General features: G+C 70.7%; 14 protein-coding genes. 9 read left to right on the top strand and 5 right to left on the bottom strand.

From position 1 onward, the window contains the following. Positions 1-112 precede the first annotated feature (112 nt). Positions 113-1,834 carry a DUF4012 domain-containing protein gene (locus tag EDF28_RS05930; protein ID WP_185094148.1) on the top strand — a complete coding sequence of 574 codons (1,722 nt, stop codon included), beginning with the start codon at positions 113-115 and terminating at the stop codon, positions 1,832-1,834. 86 nt (positions 1,835-1,920) lie between these two features. Then, complete coding sequence (locus EDF28_RS05935) at positions 1,921-2,481, top strand: sortase (protein ID WP_123937494.1); 561 nt, start codon at positions 1,921-1,923, stop codon at positions 2,479-2,481. 356 nt (positions 2,482-2,837) lie between these two features. Here EDF28_RS05935 and EDF28_RS05940 read toward each other — a convergent pair whose 3' ends face one another. Continuing rightward, positions 2,838-3,308, bottom strand: coding sequence for a VanZ family protein (locus tag EDF28_RS05940; protein ID WP_185094149.1), 471 nt, complete (start codon positions 3,306-3,308; stop codon positions 2,838-2,840). 260 nt (positions 3,309-3,568) lie between these two features. On the opposite strand from EDF28_RS05940, the gene EDF28_RS05945 reads away from it, so the two are divergent. From EDF28_RS05945 to EDF28_RS05960, 4 genes are all read left to right on the top strand, one after another. Further along, entirely contained in the window at positions 3,569-3,898 is a 330-nt protein-coding gene (locus EDF28_RS05945; RefSeq protein WP_123937496.1) for a hypothetical protein, read from the top strand. Between the two features lie 97 nt (positions 3,899-3,995). Next, positions 3,996-4,325 carry a hypothetical protein gene (locus EDF28_RS05950; RefSeq protein WP_181437589.1) on the top strand — a complete coding sequence of 110 codons (330 nt, stop codon included), beginning with the start codon at positions 3,996-3,998 and terminating at the stop codon, positions 4,323-4,325. Positions 4,326-4,595: 270 nt separating this feature from the next. Beyond that, positions 4,596-10,127 (top strand): Ig-like domain-containing protein, encoded by a 5,532-nt coding sequence (locus tag EDF28_RS05955; protein ID WP_123937497.1) that lies wholly within the window; start codon positions 4,596-4,598, stop codon positions 10,125-10,127. Positions 10,128-10,269: 142 nt separating this feature from the next. Next, positions 10,270-10,971, top strand: coding sequence for an SDR family oxidoreductase (locus EDF28_RS05960; RefSeq protein WP_111086110.1), 702 nt, complete (start codon positions 10,270-10,272; stop codon positions 10,969-10,971). A gap of 16 nt (positions 10,972-10,987) precedes the next feature. On the opposite strand, the gene EDF28_RS05965 is transcribed toward EDF28_RS05960, so the two are convergent. The 3 genes from EDF28_RS05965 to EDF28_RS05975 all read right to left on the bottom strand — a co-directional run bounded on the left by EDF28_RS05965 (position 10,988) and on the right by EDF28_RS05975 (position 13,168). Continuing rightward, positions 10,988-11,719, bottom strand: a complete 732-nt coding sequence (locus tag EDF28_RS05965; protein ID WP_123937498.1) for an SOS response-associated peptidase — start codon at positions 11,717-11,719, stop codon at positions 10,988-10,990. Positions 11,720-11,836: 117 nt separating this feature from the next. Next, a complete protein-coding gene (locus EDF28_RS05970) occupies positions 11,837-12,472 on the bottom strand; it encodes a hypothetical protein (RefSeq protein ID WP_123937499.1) in 636 nt (211 codons plus the stop codon). A 3-nt stretch (positions 12,473-12,475) separates the two neighbouring features. After that, entirely contained in the window at positions 12,476-13,168 is a 693-nt protein-coding gene (locus EDF28_RS05975; protein WP_123937500.1) for a hypothetical protein, read from the bottom strand. Positions 13,169-13,393: 225 nt separating this feature from the next. On the opposite strand from EDF28_RS05975, the gene EDF28_RS05980 reads away from it, so the two are divergent. The 3 genes from EDF28_RS05980 to EDF28_RS05990 are packed head-to-tail and all read left to right on the top strand — an operon-like array spanning position 13,394 to position 15,203. After that, positions 13,394-13,819 carry an organic hydroperoxide resistance protein gene (locus EDF28_RS05980; RefSeq protein ID WP_123293624.1) on the top strand — a complete coding sequence of 142 codons (426 nt, stop codon included), beginning with the start codon at positions 13,394-13,396 and terminating at the stop codon, positions 13,817-13,819. Between the two features lie 9 nt (positions 13,820-13,828). Then, on the top strand, positions 13,829-14,215 hold the full coding sequence (locus EDF28_RS05985; protein WP_123937501.1) for a YchJ family protein: 387 nt from the start codon (positions 13,829-13,831) through the stop codon (positions 14,213-14,215). Between the two features lie 34 nt (positions 14,216-14,249). Beyond that, a complete protein-coding gene (locus EDF28_RS05990) occupies positions 14,250-15,203 on the top strand; it encodes an SDR family NAD(P)-dependent oxidoreductase (RefSeq protein ID WP_123937502.1) in 954 nt (317 codons plus the stop codon). 26 nt (positions 15,204-15,229) lie between these two features. Here EDF28_RS05990 and EDF28_RS05995 read toward each other — a convergent pair whose 3' ends face one another. Further along, positions 15,230-16,096, bottom strand: coding sequence for a shikimate dehydrogenase (locus EDF28_RS05995; protein WP_221182540.1), 867 nt, complete (start codon positions 16,094-16,096; stop codon positions 15,230-15,232). Positions 16,097-16,149 lie beyond the last annotated feature (53 nt).

Genomic DNA, 16,149 nt, shown 5'->3' on the forward strand with positions numbered 1-16,149 from the left:
CGAACGTGAGGATGAAGCAATGTCGGCCCTACCCAAGTCCCGACGCGCTGCACGACGTCAGCGGTCCCGACCTCGCTACGTCCTGTGGGGCGTCCTCGCACTCATCGTCCTGGTGATCCTCGCGGTCGCGTGGGTCGGCGTCCGCGGGCTGCTTGCGAAGCGAGATCTCGAGGCGTCGGTCTCGCACGTCGAAACGCTCAAGTCGCAGCTGACGAAGGGTGACACCAAGGGTGCGCAGCGCACGGCGAACGAGCTCGAGGACAGCGCTGCTGGAGCTCGTGCACTGACGGGCGACCCCGTTTGGGCACTCTTCGAGCGGACGCCGTTCATCGGGGAGAACCTCGCAGCGGTTCGGCAGGTCTCCGTGATCGTCGACGACGTCGCGAGCAACGCGGTGCGCCCGGTCGCTGGCGTACTCGGCGATGTGGACGTCGATGCCTTCAAGCCCCAGGATGGCAAGATCGATCTGCAGCCGCTCGTGACGGCGCAGCCGGCGGTCGCGCGGGCAACCAGTGCTCTCAGCGACGCGACGAAGGCCGCCGACGGTATCGACACGACCGACACCGTCTCCGGAGTGACCGACGCGGTTCGGCATCTCAGAACGTCGCTGGCATCGGTGACCGAGCAGGCAACCGTGGCGGACAAGGTGGTGTCGCTCGTCCCCGGAATGATGGGCGAGGACGGTGCGAAGCAGTACCTCGTGCTCTTCCAGAACAACGCCGAACTCCGGGCCGGTGGAGGTATTCCCGGCGCGGTCGCGCTGCTTGATGTCGAGGACGGGAAGATGTCGTTGTCGCAGCAGGCAGCGGGCGCTTCCTTTGGTCCCTACGACAACCCGGTGCTCCCACTCGAAACCGAGACGAGAGGGCTCTACGGATCGATCACTGGCGAGTACATGCAGGACGTGACACTGACTCCACGATTTGACACTTCGGCCGAGCTCGCGCGGCAGATGTGGAAGCAGGAGCATCGATCGCGGGTCGACGGTGTGCTATCGCTCGACCCCGTGACGCTCGGGTACATCCTGAAGGCGACCGGACCCGTGAAGCTCGCCACCGGTGACGAGCTGACGTCGGACAATGCGGTGCAGGTGCTGCTCAGCGAGGCGTACGCGAAGTACCCGGACCCGGCGGTGCAAGACCTGTTCTTCGCTTCAGCAGCCAGTGCGGTGTTCACGAAGGTGTCCGAGGGCGGATTCGACCCGAAGGAGTTCATCGCTGCGCTGACGACAGGCGTCGACGAAGGACGCGTGAAGCTCTGGAGCGCCGACAAGGATGAGCAGGCCAAGCTCGCAGGGACGGCGATCGCCGGGGAACTGCCGGTGAGCGATGACCGCTCGCAGCGGTTCGGCGTCTACCTGAACGACGCCACCGGCGCGAAGATGGACTACTACCTCGAGAAGTCCGTTGCGGTCGGAAGCGAGGTGTGCCGCAAGGACGGTCGACCGACGTGGACGGTCGAGGTCACGCTCAAGAGCACTGCTCCGGCGGACGCGGCGACCAGCCTGCCGGAGTACGTCACGGGCGGAGGAATGTTCGGCGTGTCGCCCGGGGCCGTTCGGACGAACGTCGCGATTTACGCCCCCTCTTCGGGGGTCTACGTTGCGTCCTCTCAGGATGGCAAGGCGGCCTCGCCGCAGACGGCAACGGACGGCGATCACCCGGTCGCACAGTTCCAGACCCTGCTCTCACCTGGGAAAAGCACGACGATCCGCGTCCAGTACCTCGGGGCGGCTGCTCGGGCCAAGACCGCTGTCGACGCAGTGTCCACTCCGGGAGTTCATCAGGAAGTTACGCAGCCCCTGTCCACAAGCTGTGAATCTCCGCTAGATTGAGGGAACTTCGCAATCGCGCCTGCAAGTACCTGGGGCTGGTCGCACTTCCATCCGCGCGAAGACCACAGCATCTAGGGGACTCCTCCATGAAGAAGATCATCGCTGCAGTCGTTCTGGCTGCTGCTGCGTTCGTTTCCGTTCCGTCCGCTGCGAACGCCGCCGGCTACGTGCCCGCCTCGAACGTCAGCGTCTCGGGTTCGGCTGTTGCCGGTGGCACCGCGACCGTCGGCTTCGCCGCCGGTTCGTTCGTCGCCAACGAGACGGTTTCCGTCTCGGTGACCGGCGCAGGCGCCGCGACGCTGGGCGCGCTGCCCATCACCACCGTCTCGAAGACCTACACGGCCTCGTCGACCGGCGCCGCTGCAGTCTCCGTCACCCTGCCGCAGGGCGCATCGGGCACCTACTCGCTCACCGCGACCGGCGCCACCTCGGGCAACGTCGCCACTTCGGCCCTGACGGTCGTTCCGGCTGACGGCACCGCGGTCGTCCCGGCCGCTGCTGCCGGCACCAACGGCAACGGCGAGCTCGCCTTCACCGGTTCCACGATCTCGATGCTCGCGATCTGGGTCGCCGGTGGCGCCGTCGTCCTCGGTGGCGGCCTGCTCCTGGTCCGCACCTCGGTGCGTCGCCAGCGCGAGACCGTCTGAGTCTCGATCGACTGAAAGAAGCCCCCGGAGCCTCGGCTCCGGGGGCTTCTTCGCGTTCAGGCTCAGATCGCCTGCAGGAGTCCGAAGACGATCCCGATGGTGAGGAGTGGTGCAGCGAGCCAGGCCCACCACGGGAAGACCTGGACGTGGCGCGGCGGCTGATCGGCGAGCGCTGCGTGCGGTGCACGCGGTCGCTGGGTGAGCGGGCGGGTGTACGACGCGGCTCGGCGCGAACGCGGGCGAGTCGGAGGATGAGGGTGTGTTCGGGTCACCTGTTGAACGTATTCAGCAGGTACTCGAAGTGATAGATGCTCGGACTAACCGTGCGGAGGTCCGCAAGGGAATCTGCGGGACGGTCACGCGTGATCCCGCCGTGCCGCCCACGTGAGCACCAGGGTGCCCACCACTGCCCCGAGGACCGCACCCAGGCCGTTCGCCAGGACATCGGCCAGTGACGCGGTGCGAGCGGGCAGGAAGAGCGCCTGGCCGGTCTCGATGCCGACGCTGACGACCACGCCCGCAGCCGCACCGGCCCACCACCACCGAGCGCCCGCGAGCAGGACCACGAGCAGGCCCAGCGGGACGAAGAAGACCACGTTCGACAGCGACTCGATCGTGCCGTAGCCGAACCAGTCGGGGGCCCCGTGGCGATGAGCGATCGCGATCACCCGGTCGAGCGTCGGACCGGCTGCCGCGTCGACGGGTGAACCCCAGAACCCGACGAGCACCACCGCGACGCCGTAGGCGGCGGCGAGCCACGTCGCGACCCGACGGCTGCGGCCGGTAGCCGGGGCGCGCCCTGGATCGCGGGGACTGTCGGAGGTCACCCGACCGACGGTAGTGAGTCGGGCCTCCCGGATGGGCGTCTCCGTCATTCCGTGACGCATCTCGGAGGTCCGGAAAACGAGTACCCCGATCTGACGCGTGTACCCCGGAAAGACGTCACACCACCCCGGAAACCCGGGGGATGCCGATGGGTCGCATTGACGGAACCCGTGAATCAACGGGCATCGCTGGCGGTTCGGGCCGTGGTTCTCGTAGCGTTCTGGTGTCAGCAGATGTACCCCGGATCGTGAAGGAGAGCGACATGAGCATCACCGTCAACAACGCGACGCAGGCCGAGGTCACCCTCGACACCGACACGGTCGACACCATCGCGATCCTCGAAGCCGACGTGGCGACCTCGACGCGTCCGACCCGCGCCAAGGTCACCTGGGTGCAGGAAGACCAGGGCGAGTGGATCGCCGGCTACGGCGGGTACTTCGGTGGCAGCGTCGACAAGCGCGACGGCCGCTTCGTCGCCTCGGACACCTTCGGCCTGGTCGTCGGTGAGTTCGCATCGCTGGAAGAAGCGCAGACCAAGCTCGAGGACCAGCTCCACGTCATGCTCCCGTCGGTCATCCGACCGGTCGAGTAGGCACCAGCGGCGCCGTCGGCGCCCGTCCCACCACGCACCATCGGCGTCCGCGACGCCCGCAGCACCAGTACGCAGCACAGCCCGAAGGAGCACGACCATGAGCATGACCGCCGATCACCACCAGCAGACCGAAGTGACGCTGGACACCCGGACGATCGAGGTCATCGCCGAGATCGAGGCACAGGTCGTCGCCGACACCGCGCCGGCTCGCGTCCGCATCAGCTGGGCGCAGCCCGACACCGGGCTCTGGGTCGCCAACTACGGCGGGTACTACGGCGGCACCGTCGACCGGCAGGGCACGCACTTCTTCGTCGCCGACACGTTCGGCGAGTACGTGGGGGACTTCCGCTCCCTCGACGAGGCCAAGGGCCGTCTGGCCGAACGGCTTCACGTGCTGCTGCCGGACGTGATCCGCGCCACCGCCTGATCCGGACCACGCTCGAACCCCTGAAACCCCACCGGATCCCGGTGGGGTTCACTTATGCCCCGAGCGGGTGACGTGGGCCTGTGACGCGCCTACCCCCACAACGAGTGGTCCCCCCTATTGGGGACCCGTTCCGTCCCCACTTCGGTATCGAGACCTGCCAGTATCGACCCGGCGCCAACGACCGTTCTCCCTGAACCGGCGGCTGTTGATCAGCGCCCGCATCGTCTCGACCCGAAAGTGATCATGCTGCCTGGAAACCAGGGCACCGCTGTGCCTCGACGCCGCTTCGGCGTCCGAACCGTCGCCATGTTCGGCGCCGCGCTGCTCGTCGGCGCCGGTCTGACGCAAGCCGTCGTCGCCGACCCCGCTGCGGCCGCCGGCGCGCTGTCCTGCGACCAGAACACGCTGTACGCCATCAACACGGCGGCGAACCAGCTGGCAGCCATCGACGCGACTACGGGTGCCGTCACCAACGTGACGAGCATGGCTCCCGCGAACAACGCCCTCGCGCTCGCCCGGAACGGTGTGGCGGCCTACGGCTCGGTCAACAACGGCAACACGATCAGCGGGTACGACGCCGTGAACGGTGCGCGCCTGCCCGACGTGACAGACGCCGACCCTGCCGGTGCCCACCAGCTCCTGCGCGGTGCCATCAACCCTTCCACGGGCATCTACTACTACGCCAGCGGCGCGAACCCGGCGTACCTCGGTGCCTACAACACCAAGACCGGCACGAAGATCGGCCAGGTCGGCACGATCGGCAACCTGCTGACGGGCAAGAACGGTGACATGGCGTTCAGCACGCGCGGGCTGCTCTTCGTCGTCACGGGCAACGAGATCCGCCGTGTCGATACCGAGACTGTCCCGACCACGGCCGGTACCACGGCGTTGACCACGTCGAAGGTGGCGACCCTGCCGATCGACGCCGCCGCGAACGGCAGCCCCGGCATCGCGTTCTCGTCCGACGGCTACCTGTTCGCGTCGGTCGACAGCACCATGTACAAGATCGACCCGGGCTCCGGCGCCCTGGTCACCTCCTTCCCGATCGCCGGCGGTTACCTGGCCAGCGACCTGGCGTCCTGCAACTACGCCAACACCCTCGCCGCGCAGTCGAACGTCGACAAGCGCTGGGCGTCTGGCGACCAGTTCGCTCTCGCCGTCACCGGCGGCGGGGTGACGACCGGCAACACCGCGACCACCGCGGGCACCGCGAACGGTGACCAGCCGCAGAAGGCCGGTGCGATCCTGTCGACGCCGAAGAACCGGTACACCGCGACGCAGACCGCGGCCGGCACCACGGACTCGGCGAACTACGCCACCACGTGGAAGGCCGTGAACCTGAACAACGACCAGGTCGTCGCTTCGGGCGACGGCAACAAGGCGGAGTTCGACTTCCCGTCGGCGACGTCCGCGGACGGCACCGACATCGTCGTGACCTTCACGAACACCGTGCAGGCCGTCCACGTCTCCACGACCTCGGACACCGGCAACACGCCGAACGGCACGAAGCTCACCGTGCCCGCGAAGGGCGTCTTGGCGAACGACAGCGGCACCGGCCTGTCCGTCGTGTCGAACACCACGCCCGCCCACGGCACCGCGACCGTGGCCTCCGACGGCTCGTACACGTACACCCCGGCCGCCGGCTTCTCGGGCACGGACACCTTCCAGTACACGGCGAAGGACTCGTCCGGCCAGACATCGACCAGCACGGTGACGATCACCGTCGCCCCGGCGGGCACCGACGACGCGTTCAGCGTGCACGCCGGCCAGACCGCGACTGCGGACGCCAAGACGGGTCTGCTCGCGAACGACCACGGCACCGGCCTGACGGTCACGGGCAACACGAAGCCCGCCCACGGCGACCTGACCGTCGAGAAGGACGGTTCGTACTCGTACACCCCGACCGCCGGTTACTCCGGCCCGGACTCCTTCACCTACACGGCGAAGGACGGCGACGGCGCGGAGATCTCCGGCACGGTCACCATCACGGTGCTGCCGACAGCGGTCGCCGACACCGTCACCGCGACGGCCGGCTCGCCGATCAGCGGAAGCGGAAGCGGCACCCCCGGCACCGGCACCCCCGGCACCGGCACCCCCGGCACCGCCCCCGGCCTGCTCGCCAACGACCTCGGCTCGGACCTGACGGTCACCGGCAACACCAAGCCCGCTCACGGTGACGTCGTCGTCGCGAAGGACGGCAGCTACACCTACACGCCCACGACCGGCTACTCCGGCCCCGACTCCTTCACGTACACCGTCACCGACGGCACCGGGGGGACCGACACCGTGACCGTGACCGTGAACGTCGCCCCGCTGGCGAAGGACGACACCGTCCGCGTCGCCGCCGGCACCACCTACACCGCCGACACCCGCGCCACCGGCGTCCTGGGCAACGACCTCGGCACCGGCCTGACCGTCTCGTCGAACACGAAGCCCGCGCACGGCGAGCTCACCCTCGACAAGGAGACCGGTGCGATCACCTACACGCCGGCCGACGGCTTCTCGGGCACGGACTCGTTCCGGTACACCGCGACGGACACCGCCGGTGTGCCGACGAGCGCCACGGTGACCATCACGGTCAACCCGACGATCGCGAACGACACCACGACGACGAGCGCCGGCACCCCGGTGAACGTCGACGTGCAGCACAACGACCGCGGCTCGGACCTGGTCACCACGATCGTCACCGGTCCGGCGAACGGCACCGCCGTGGTCGCCGAGGACGGCACCGTCGAGTACACGCCGACGGGTGACTTCTCCGGCACCGACTCGTTCACCTACACCGTGACCGACGGCGACAAGGTCACCACCAGCCCGGCGACGGTCACCGTCACCGTCAAGCCGGTCGCGAACGGCGACACGGTGGCGACGAAGTCCGGCGAGACGCTGACCATCGCGCCGGAGACGCTCACCGGCAACGACAAGGGAACGAAGCTGACCGTCACCGACGCGGCCGCCGTGCCGGACGCCGACGGCACGACGCACGGCGACGTCGCGATCGACCCGGCCACCGGCACGATCACGTACACGCCGAAGCCCGGCTTCTCGGGCACCGACACCGTCACCTACACGGTGCGGGACGACTCCGGCCAGACCACGACCGGCACGATCACCGTCGTCGTCGGCCCGATGGCCACCCCGGACACCGCGACCGCCACCGCCGGCACCACGCTGACCGTGGGCGGGGACGGCGACGACCGCACGGGCGTGCTCGGGAACGACGAGGGCACGAAGCTCACCGCCACGGTCGACCTCGAGCCCGCGAACGGCGACCTCGAGCTGGCGGAGGACGGGTCGTACACGTACACCCCGAAGGACGGCTTCTCGGGCACGGACACCTTCACCTACACGGCGAAGGACCCCTCCGGCGGGTCGGCCACGGGTGTCGTGACCATCACGGTCGAGCCCGGCACCGAGCCGGACGAGATCACGGTCAAGGCAGGCGGCAGCAAGACGGTCACCTCGGCCGACCTGACCGGGAACGACCACGGCACCGGCCTGTCCGTGCTCGACATCCCCGTCGGCAAGAGCGGCACGAACGGCACCGCGGTCCGGAACGACGACGGCACCGTCACCTACACGCCGAAGCCGGGCTTCTCCGGCACCGACGAGTTCACGTACACGGTCACCGACCGCAACGGCCTCACGAACACCGGCACCGTCTCCGTGCGGGTCACCCCCGTCACGGCGGGTGGCTCCACGTCCACCGACGCCGACGGATCCATCACCGTCCCGGCCGACAAGGGCGTGCTCGACGGCGCCACCGGCACCGACCTGCACGTCACGGACAACACCGACCCGTCGCACGGTGACGTCGTCGTCGACAAGGACGGCGGGTACACCTACACGCCGAAGCCCGGCTACTCCGGCCCGGACTCGTTCGACTACACCGTCACCGACGGCGCCGGCGGGACCACCACCGGCACCGTGACGATCGTCGTCGCCCCGAAGGCCGTCGCCGACACCGCGACCACCACCGCCTCGACCCCGGTCGACGTCGTGGTCACGGGCAACGACTCCGGCACGAAGCTCACCGTCACCGCGGTCACCAAGCCCGGTCACGGCGAGGTCGCGATCACCGGAGGCGGAGGCGGAGCCGGAACCGGCAACACCGGCACCGGCACCGTCACGTACACGCCGACCGACGGCTTCTCCGGCACGGACACGTTCACCTACACGGTGACCGACCCGACCGGCGGCACCGCGACGGCGACCGTCACGGTGACGGTCAAGCCCGTCGCCGTCGCGGACACCGTGCGCACCAGCGCCGGCACCGCGCTGGCGATCGCCGGCACGACGCTGACCGCCAACGACCACGGCACGACGCTCACGGTCACCGGCCACGGCGACGCCGCGCACGGCACCGTGACCAAGGGCACCGAGCCCGGCTCGCTCGTCTACCTGCCGAAGAAGGGCTTCTCCGGCACGGACACGTTCACGTACACCGTCACGGACGGCTCCGGCCGGACCACGACGGCGACCGTCACCGTCCTGGTCGGCACCATGGCGACCCCCGACACCGGCCGCACCGCCACCAACGGCACCGTGACCGCGACCGTCGGCACGGGCGTCCTCGCCGACGACGAGGGCACCGACCTGTGGGCGAAGATCGACCGCAAGCCGGCACACGGCACCGTGGCACTGGCGAAGGACGGCTCGTACGTCTACACGCCGGAGCGCGACTGGTCCGGCATCGACACCTTCACCTACACGGCGATCGACCACGACGGCAACACCGCGACCGGCCTGGTGACGATCACCGTCACCCCGACGGCGACGAACGACAAGGCAGCCACGAAGGCCGGCAAGCCGGTCACCGTCGCCGGCCCCGGCGTGCTCGGCAACGACCACGGCAGCGACCTGACGGTCGTGACCTCCGGCAAGGCGGGGCACGGCACGGTCTCGATCGCCGCGGACGGCACGTTCGTCTACACCCCGGCGAAGGGCTTCTCCGGCACCGACACCGTGACCTACCGGGCGCAGGACGGCTCGGGTCAGCAGGTCGACGCCACCGTCACCGTCACCGTCGGCATCGACGCGACGAAGGACGCCGGCCGCACCATCGCCGGCACGCCGATCGCCCGCGACGCCGCCCACGGTCTGCTCACCAACGACCAGGGCACCCGCCTCACCGCAGCGCTGGACCGCAAGCCAGCCCACGGCACGGTGACGGTCCAGCCCACCGGCGCGTACGTCTACACCCCGGCCGCCGGCTTCACCGGCACGGACACCTTCACCTACACGGTGACGGACGCCTCGGGGCAGACCACCACAGCCACCGCCACGATGACGGTCGTCGCCGCCGCGGTCGCGAAGGACGACTCCGCCACCGGGACCGTCGGGCACCAGGTCACGATCGACCCGCTCGACAACGACTCCGCCTCGGGCGGCGCCACCTTCGAGACGGGCACCCTGCACCTGATCGACCCGGAGACGGGCAAGCAGTCCGACCGCGTCGTCGTCAGCCACGAGGGCACCTGGACCGTCCGCGACGGCAAGGTCGTCTTCACCCCGGCGAAGGGCCACACCGGCACCGCGTTCATCGGGACCGCGTTCATCGGGTACACGGTGACGGACAGCAACGGCCAGACGGTGACGGCGACCATCACGGTCACCTACCCGACCGGCATCGCGGCAGCGGTCCACACCGCGGAGCTCGCCTTCACCGGTGCGACCGGCCTCGTCGGCCTCGGCCTCGCGGCGATCGCACTGCTCCTGGCCGGCGTGCTGCTCGTGACGCGTCGCCGCATCGCGGCGGGCATCGCAGCCGCCCCAGGGATCCGACGCAGCGCGCGTCCGTAACCACCGCGGTCGACCGGGAGGCCCGGATCACGTCAGCCGACAGGCGCACGTGATCCGGGCCTCCCGTCTTCCTGCCGTGGTCGCGTCCGACGCACGCCGTCACGCGGGGCGGTGCGGCTCCGCCGCTCGCTAGCCTCGGAGGATGAGCGACCGACCCACCGCACCCGGCCGGCCCACCGCGATCGTGACCGGTGGGACCAGCGGCATCGGACGCGCCGTCGTCGAGGAGCTCCGCCGGACCCACGAGGTGATCGCCGTCGGGCGTGACCGCGTGCGGCTCGACGAGGTCGGGGCACTCGACCACGTCACCGCCGTGCAGCTCGACCTGACCGACGCCGCCGGGTTCCCGGCCTTCGCCGACTCGGTACCGGAGCTCGACGTCCTGGTGCACAACGCAGCGATCGTCGAACGCCTGCGTGTCGAGGACGCCCGCGCCGAGGACTGGCAGCGCGCCTTCGCCACCAACGTCATCGCGCCGGCCGAGCTCAGCCGGGTGTTCCTGCCACACCTGCGCCGGGCCGCCGGGTCGGTCGTCGTGATCAGCTCGGGTGCCGCGCGACGGGCCGTGCCGAACAGCACCGTGTACTCCGCGTCGAAGCACGCGCTGCAGGCCGTCACCGACGGGCTCCGCCAGCAGGTCAGCGCCGACGGGATCCGGGTGAGCACCGTCGCGCCGGGACCGACCGACACCCCGCTCGCGCACACCGGCGATCGGTACGGTCCGGCCGACCCCGACGTGGTGCGGAGTGAACCATCCACCGTCGCCTCGGCCGTGCGGTTCGTGATCGACGCCCCGCGGGACTCTCAGATCGCCGAACTGTGGGTGCGTCCGAGCGTCGAGTAGGGCGGCGTCTCGCTGGCTACGCCACCGGTTCGATGAGCTGCGGGCCGTCGTTCTTCACGCTGTTCACGGTGCGGGCGACCTCGTACTGCTCCAGGCCGGCCGCGACCGTCAGTGACTCGTGGTCGAGCAGGGCCAGCAGGTCGTCGGTCTGCAACTCGCCCCCCAGCCAGTCGTCGTAGCCGTCGGGCGTCAGGAACGCCGGCATGCGGTCGTGCACCTCGCCCGGGGCCACGTGGGCGTCGCGCGTGATGATCGCCAGCGACAGCCGCCACTTGTCCGGGTCGCCCTCGGGCTTGGTCGGGTCCGGCCAGGCACTCACGACCCCGGCGATCGCCAGGGCACCGCCGGGCTCGTGCACGAAGTGCGGCTCCTTGCCGTCCTCGCGCACCACCCACTCGTAGTAGCCCTGCGCCGGCACGATGCACCGGTTCGTCGCGAAGGCCCGCTTGAACATGCCGCTCGTCGCCACCGTCTCGATGCGGGCGTTGATCGGCTTCGGGCGCTGCTTCTGGAAGTCCTTCGCCCAACTCGGCACGAAGCCCCAGCTGATCTGCGGCAGCTCGCGTTCGCCGTGCCGCTGGCGCACCGCGGACACGGGGTCGGTCGGGGCGACGTTCCAGCTCGGCACCAGGCCGGTCCCCACGACGCCGGTGTCCTGGTCGACGTGCTCGGTCCGGCCGGCGAGCTCACCGAGGAGCTCGGGCAACAGATCGGCCGTGGTGTCGGAGACGACGAACCTTCCACACATGCGCCCAGTGTGCCCCGTGCCCCCGACAGTCGCGCGGGCGGTGTCGTTCCCCTGCCCCGGATCCCGCTTCGTGAACAGAAATGGTCGGGTCCCGTCACGCCACCCGACCATTTCTGCTCACGAAGTCGGGCCGGCGGGGACCTCGAACGGCTCGGCGGCCTCGGCGGCCTCGGCGGCGACCCGCGCGCGTTCGGAGCGGCCGAGGCGGACGACGTACTCGGGCAGCACGAGGACGTAGAGCGCGACGGACACCACGGGCCACCAGGGCGCGACGTCGAGCAACGGGCCAGCACCGACGGCGGCGACCCCTGCCCCCAGCAGCGGGGTGACGCGGGCGAGCGTGCCGATCAGGCCGCGGCGGAGCAGGACCGTGTCGGTGCGGACGGCCTCGCGGTCCTCTGGACGGACAGGGCGTGGCCGTCGCAGCAGGTAGGGCTGCACCGACCACCGCACCGAGTTCTGCCACGAGGCCCGCACCTGCCGCCCGTTGATCGTCGCCGAGGGGTCCGGCAGGCGCCGCGTCGGGAAGCACGCGAACGTGAGCAGACCCACGCCGGCTGCCAGCAGCACGATGGCCGCCACGCTGCGGAGCGGAGGCTGTGCCGTCCAGCCGAGCCGGGCCTCCAGGACGAGCATGCCGACCAACGCGACCACGGCCGCTGCGCCGGACCACGCTGCTGCGCGGCGGACACGACGTGGGTCCAACACGTCGTCGACGTGCCGGAAGAAGATCCGCCAACCGAGTGCGAACACGGCTCAGTCGCCCGGCAGCGAGAGCTTGCTGCCCTTCGGGGTGCCGGGCCGGCCGCGGGCGGGCGGTGCCGGCGGGACGGGCGGGAGGGCCTCGGCCTCGACGCGCAACTGCTCCTGGCGGCCGAGGGTGCGGATCCCCATGACGCCCGTGCCGCTCGAGAAGACGAGCCACATGGACCACACACCGAGGAACACGATCATCCGGTCGGCGTCGACGGGGAACGTGAGGACGAAGACCACCGTGCCGAGGACGAGACCCACCCAGCTGGCGAACTGCAGGAACGAACGGGTGGCGAAGCGGACGATCTGGTCGCGGCTCTCCAGCAGACCGTGGAGCACGGCATCGCGGTGCTGCGGGTCCACCGCCGGAGGGTTCCTGCCGTAGTAACGGGCGATGGCCTCTTGCGTGCGCCAGCCGATGCCCGGGATCGGTGGGACGGCCCATCCCTTCGGACCGACCGGCGTCAGCGATGCGCCGAAGCACCCGAAGCCGGCGGCCACCACGACCGCGACGACGACACCGGCGGGACCGGGAACGGGGTCGTCCAGGCGGTCCAGGAGCACGCCGACGAACAGCAGCACGACGAACGCGGTCGCCGCGACGATCGCGCCGACGACCACCATGCGTCGGCGGATGCGCTCACCGATGACCTCGGGCAGTCGCTCCCGGTACACCTGCCACCCGATCTTGAACACGTGTCATGTCTACCGGGTTCGGGGTGTCGTGGGCCGGGTCGGCGGTGCATCGAGTGAGCAGAAGACGACGGGTGCGGTGATGTGACCCGTCGTGTTCTGCTCACTCGGCGGTGTGGGCACGCGCGCCGCGGACACGCCCGGCGGCGCGGGCACGCGCTGGCGCCCGGCCCCGGCACCCCGGGCACGCGCAGCACACGTCCAGGTGGGCGCGATGACCTCGGCTCCATGAGTCTCGACATCGTCTACACCGCAGCCGCCCACGCCACCGGAGGCGGCCGCGACGGGCACGTCCGCAGCGAGGACGACCGGCTCGACCTGGACACCCGACCGCCGAAGGAGATGGGCGGCAGCGGCGAGGGCACCAACCCCGAGCAGCTGTTCGCCGCCGGGTACGCCGCGTGCTTCCTCGGTGCGCTGCACGCCGCGGGCAAGGAACTCGACCTCGACACCACCGGCGCCGAGGTCTCCGCCGAGGTCGGCATCGGCGGCGCCGGCAACGGCACCTTCGGCCTGGCGGTCGAGCTCGACGTCTACGCACCGGCCGCCCCGCAGGAGCAGCGCCAGCGCCTGGCCGAGCGTGCGCACGAGATCTGCCCGTACTCGAACGCCACCCGCGGCAACATCACCGTCGCGCTGTCGATCGTCGACTAGCGTTCCGGCGTGGTCACCGACGAGACGCGCTGCCCCTGCCTGAGCGGCAACCCCTACGGCGAGTGCTGCGGCCCCCTGCACCGCGGCGCGGCCGCGCCGACCGCGGAGCGCCTGATGCGCTCACGCTTCAGCGCGTTCGCCCTGGGACTGCCGGAGTACCTGCTGCTCACCTGGCACCCGCGCACCCGTCCGGCAGCCCTCGAGTTGGACGCGTCCCAGCGCTGGACCCGGTTGGACATCCTGACGACGACCTCGGGAGGCCCGTTCGACTCCCAGGGCACGGTCGCGTTCCGCGCGTGGTGGCGTTCCGACGACGACCGCGGGACGCTCGAGGAGACGAGCGCGTTCGTCCGCGAGCGGGGACGATGGTTCTACGTGGACGGTGTCGTCGCCTGACGGCTCCGCACCACGCCAGCTGACAGGAGTCGACATGCCCGCACGCGACCTCGCCCGCTTCGGCGACCGGACCACGGCCGCCGACGTCGTCGACGGCCTCGACCTGACAGGACGCACGGCGGTCGTCACCGGTGCCGCCTCCGGCATCGGGGTGGAGACCGCCCGAGCACTCGCCGGAGCCGGAGCACGCGTGACGCTCGCCGTGCGGGACGTCGACGCCGGCCGCCGGGTCGCGGAGGACATCGCCCGGTCGACGGGGACGGACGCACCGGCCGTCGTCGAACTGCACCTGGACCGCCCGGCCTCCGTCGAGGCGTTCACCGCAGCGTGGTCGGGGCCGCTCGACGTGCTCGTCGCCAACGCCGGCATCATGGACGCGCCCGAGTCTTACACGCCCGCCGGGTGGGAGGCGCAGTTCGCGACGAACCACCTCGGGCACTTCGCCCTCGCGCTCGGGCTGCACGACGCGCTGGCGGCCTCGGGTTCGGCCCGCATCGTCTCGGTGTCGTCGAGCGGCCACGGCGGTTCGCCCGTCGTGTTCGACGACCTGTTCTTCCGCCGGCGCCCCTACGAACCCGGACTCGCCTACGGCCAGTCGAAGACCGCGAACGTGCTGTTCGCCGTCGCTGCCAGCCGGCGGTGGGCCGCCGACGGCATCACCGCGAACGCCCTGATGCCGGGCGGGATCTGGACCGGCCTGCAGAAGCACTGGGACCCGGAGGTCCTCGCCGCCACGAAGATCGCCGCGGCCGACGCCGTGAAGACCCCCGAGCAGGGAGCCGCGACCTCGGTCCTGCTCGCCACCGCACCGGAACTCGACGGGATCACCGGCCGCTACTTCGAGGACTGCCACGAAGCAGCGGTGGTCGAGCGGATCGAGGACGGCCTGCACGGCGTGCTGCCCTGGGCGCTCGACCCGGACCAGGCCGACCGGCTGTGGGACGTGTCCGTCGCCCTGCTCGACGCCGAGGCGCGGACCCGCGGCTGACCGCGGGTCGCCGGTGTCGTCGTCGGCTAGCTGCTGATGACGGCGGGCAGGCCGACAGCCGAGCGCATCGCACGACGGACGGCGGCCTCGTCGGGCAGCAGCTCGTCCTCGTCACCGGTCAGGAAGAAGCGGATCTGGCCGATGGCCTGCTCGGTGAGCATGTCGAGACCGTTCAGCACCCGGCCGCCCGCACCGGCCCAGCGCGACGCGACGGCGGTCGGCCACGGTTCGTAGGCGACGTCGAACAGCACGGCGTCCGACCCCGACGGCACCAGCTCGAGCGGGTCGGCCGCGCCGCCGGGAAGCGTCGACAGGACGAACCCGTGGCGGGTGCCGGGCAGGTCGGTGAGCGGCAGGACCTCGAGCGAGACGCCGAGCCGCACAGCCAGTTCCACAAGCGACCCGGCCTTCGCGGTGTCGCGCAGGAACACCCGCACGAGTGACGCCCCGAGCCGCACGGCTGCGGTCAGAGCGCTCGCCGCAGTCGCCCCGCCGCCGAGGATCGTGGCCTCGCCGGGCAGGTGCCCGAGGGCCTCGACCGGACGGACGAGCCCCTGGACGTCGGTGTTCGCGCCCGCGCGGACGATGCTGTCGCCCTCGTGGCGGAACGCCACCGTGTTGGCGACCCCGAGCTCGTCGACCAACGGGGTCGTGCGGTCGAGGAGCGGCAGCACCTCGCGCTTGAGCGGCATCGTGAGACTCAGCCCGCGCCATCCGGGACCCAGCCCCGCGACGAACGCGTCGAGCCCGCCGGACGCGACCTCGTGCCTCCCGTACGACCACCCCAACCCGAGCGCGTCGTAGGCCGCTTCGTGGAGCGTGGGGGAGAGCGAATGCGCGATGGGGGAGCCGAGCACCGCGAGGCGCGTGCGGTCTGGATCTGGGGCGGCCACGATCACCCAGCCTATCCAGCTGATTTCCTGTACGCCCCGTTAGGTTAGGCTAC

The organism is Curtobacterium sp. PhB137 (genome assembly GCF_003814955.1).
Lineage (GTDB): Bacteria > Actinomycetota > Actinomycetes > Actinomycetales > Microbacteriaceae > Curtobacterium.

Coding starts and splice junctions, on each gene's coding strand:
- EDF28_RS05935 (WP_123937494.1), top strand. CDS start 1,921: ATGAAGAAGATCATCGCTGCAGTCGTTCTGGCTGCTGCTGCGTTCGTT.
- EDF28_RS05980 (WP_123293624.1), top strand. CDS start 13,394: ATGAGTCTCGACATCGTCTACACCGCAGCCGCCCACGCCACCGGAGGC.
- EDF28_RS05960 (WP_111086110.1), top strand. CDS start 10,270: ATGAGCGACCGACCCACCGCACCCGGCCGGCCCACCGCGATCGTGACC.
- EDF28_RS05965 (WP_123937498.1), bottom strand. CDS start 11,719: ATGTGTGGAAGGTTCGTCGTCTCCGACACCACGGCCGATCTGTTGCCC.
- EDF28_RS05950 (WP_181437589.1), top strand. CDS start 3,996: ATGAGCATGACCGCCGATCACCACCAGCAGACCGAAGTGACGCTGGAC.
- EDF28_RS05945 (WP_123937496.1), top strand. CDS start 3,569: ATGAGCATCACCGTCAACAACGCGACGCAGGCCGAGGTCACCCTCGAC.
- EDF28_RS05990 (WP_123937502.1), top strand. CDS start 14,250: ATGCCCGCACGCGACCTCGCCCGCTTCGGCGACCGGACCACGGCCGCC.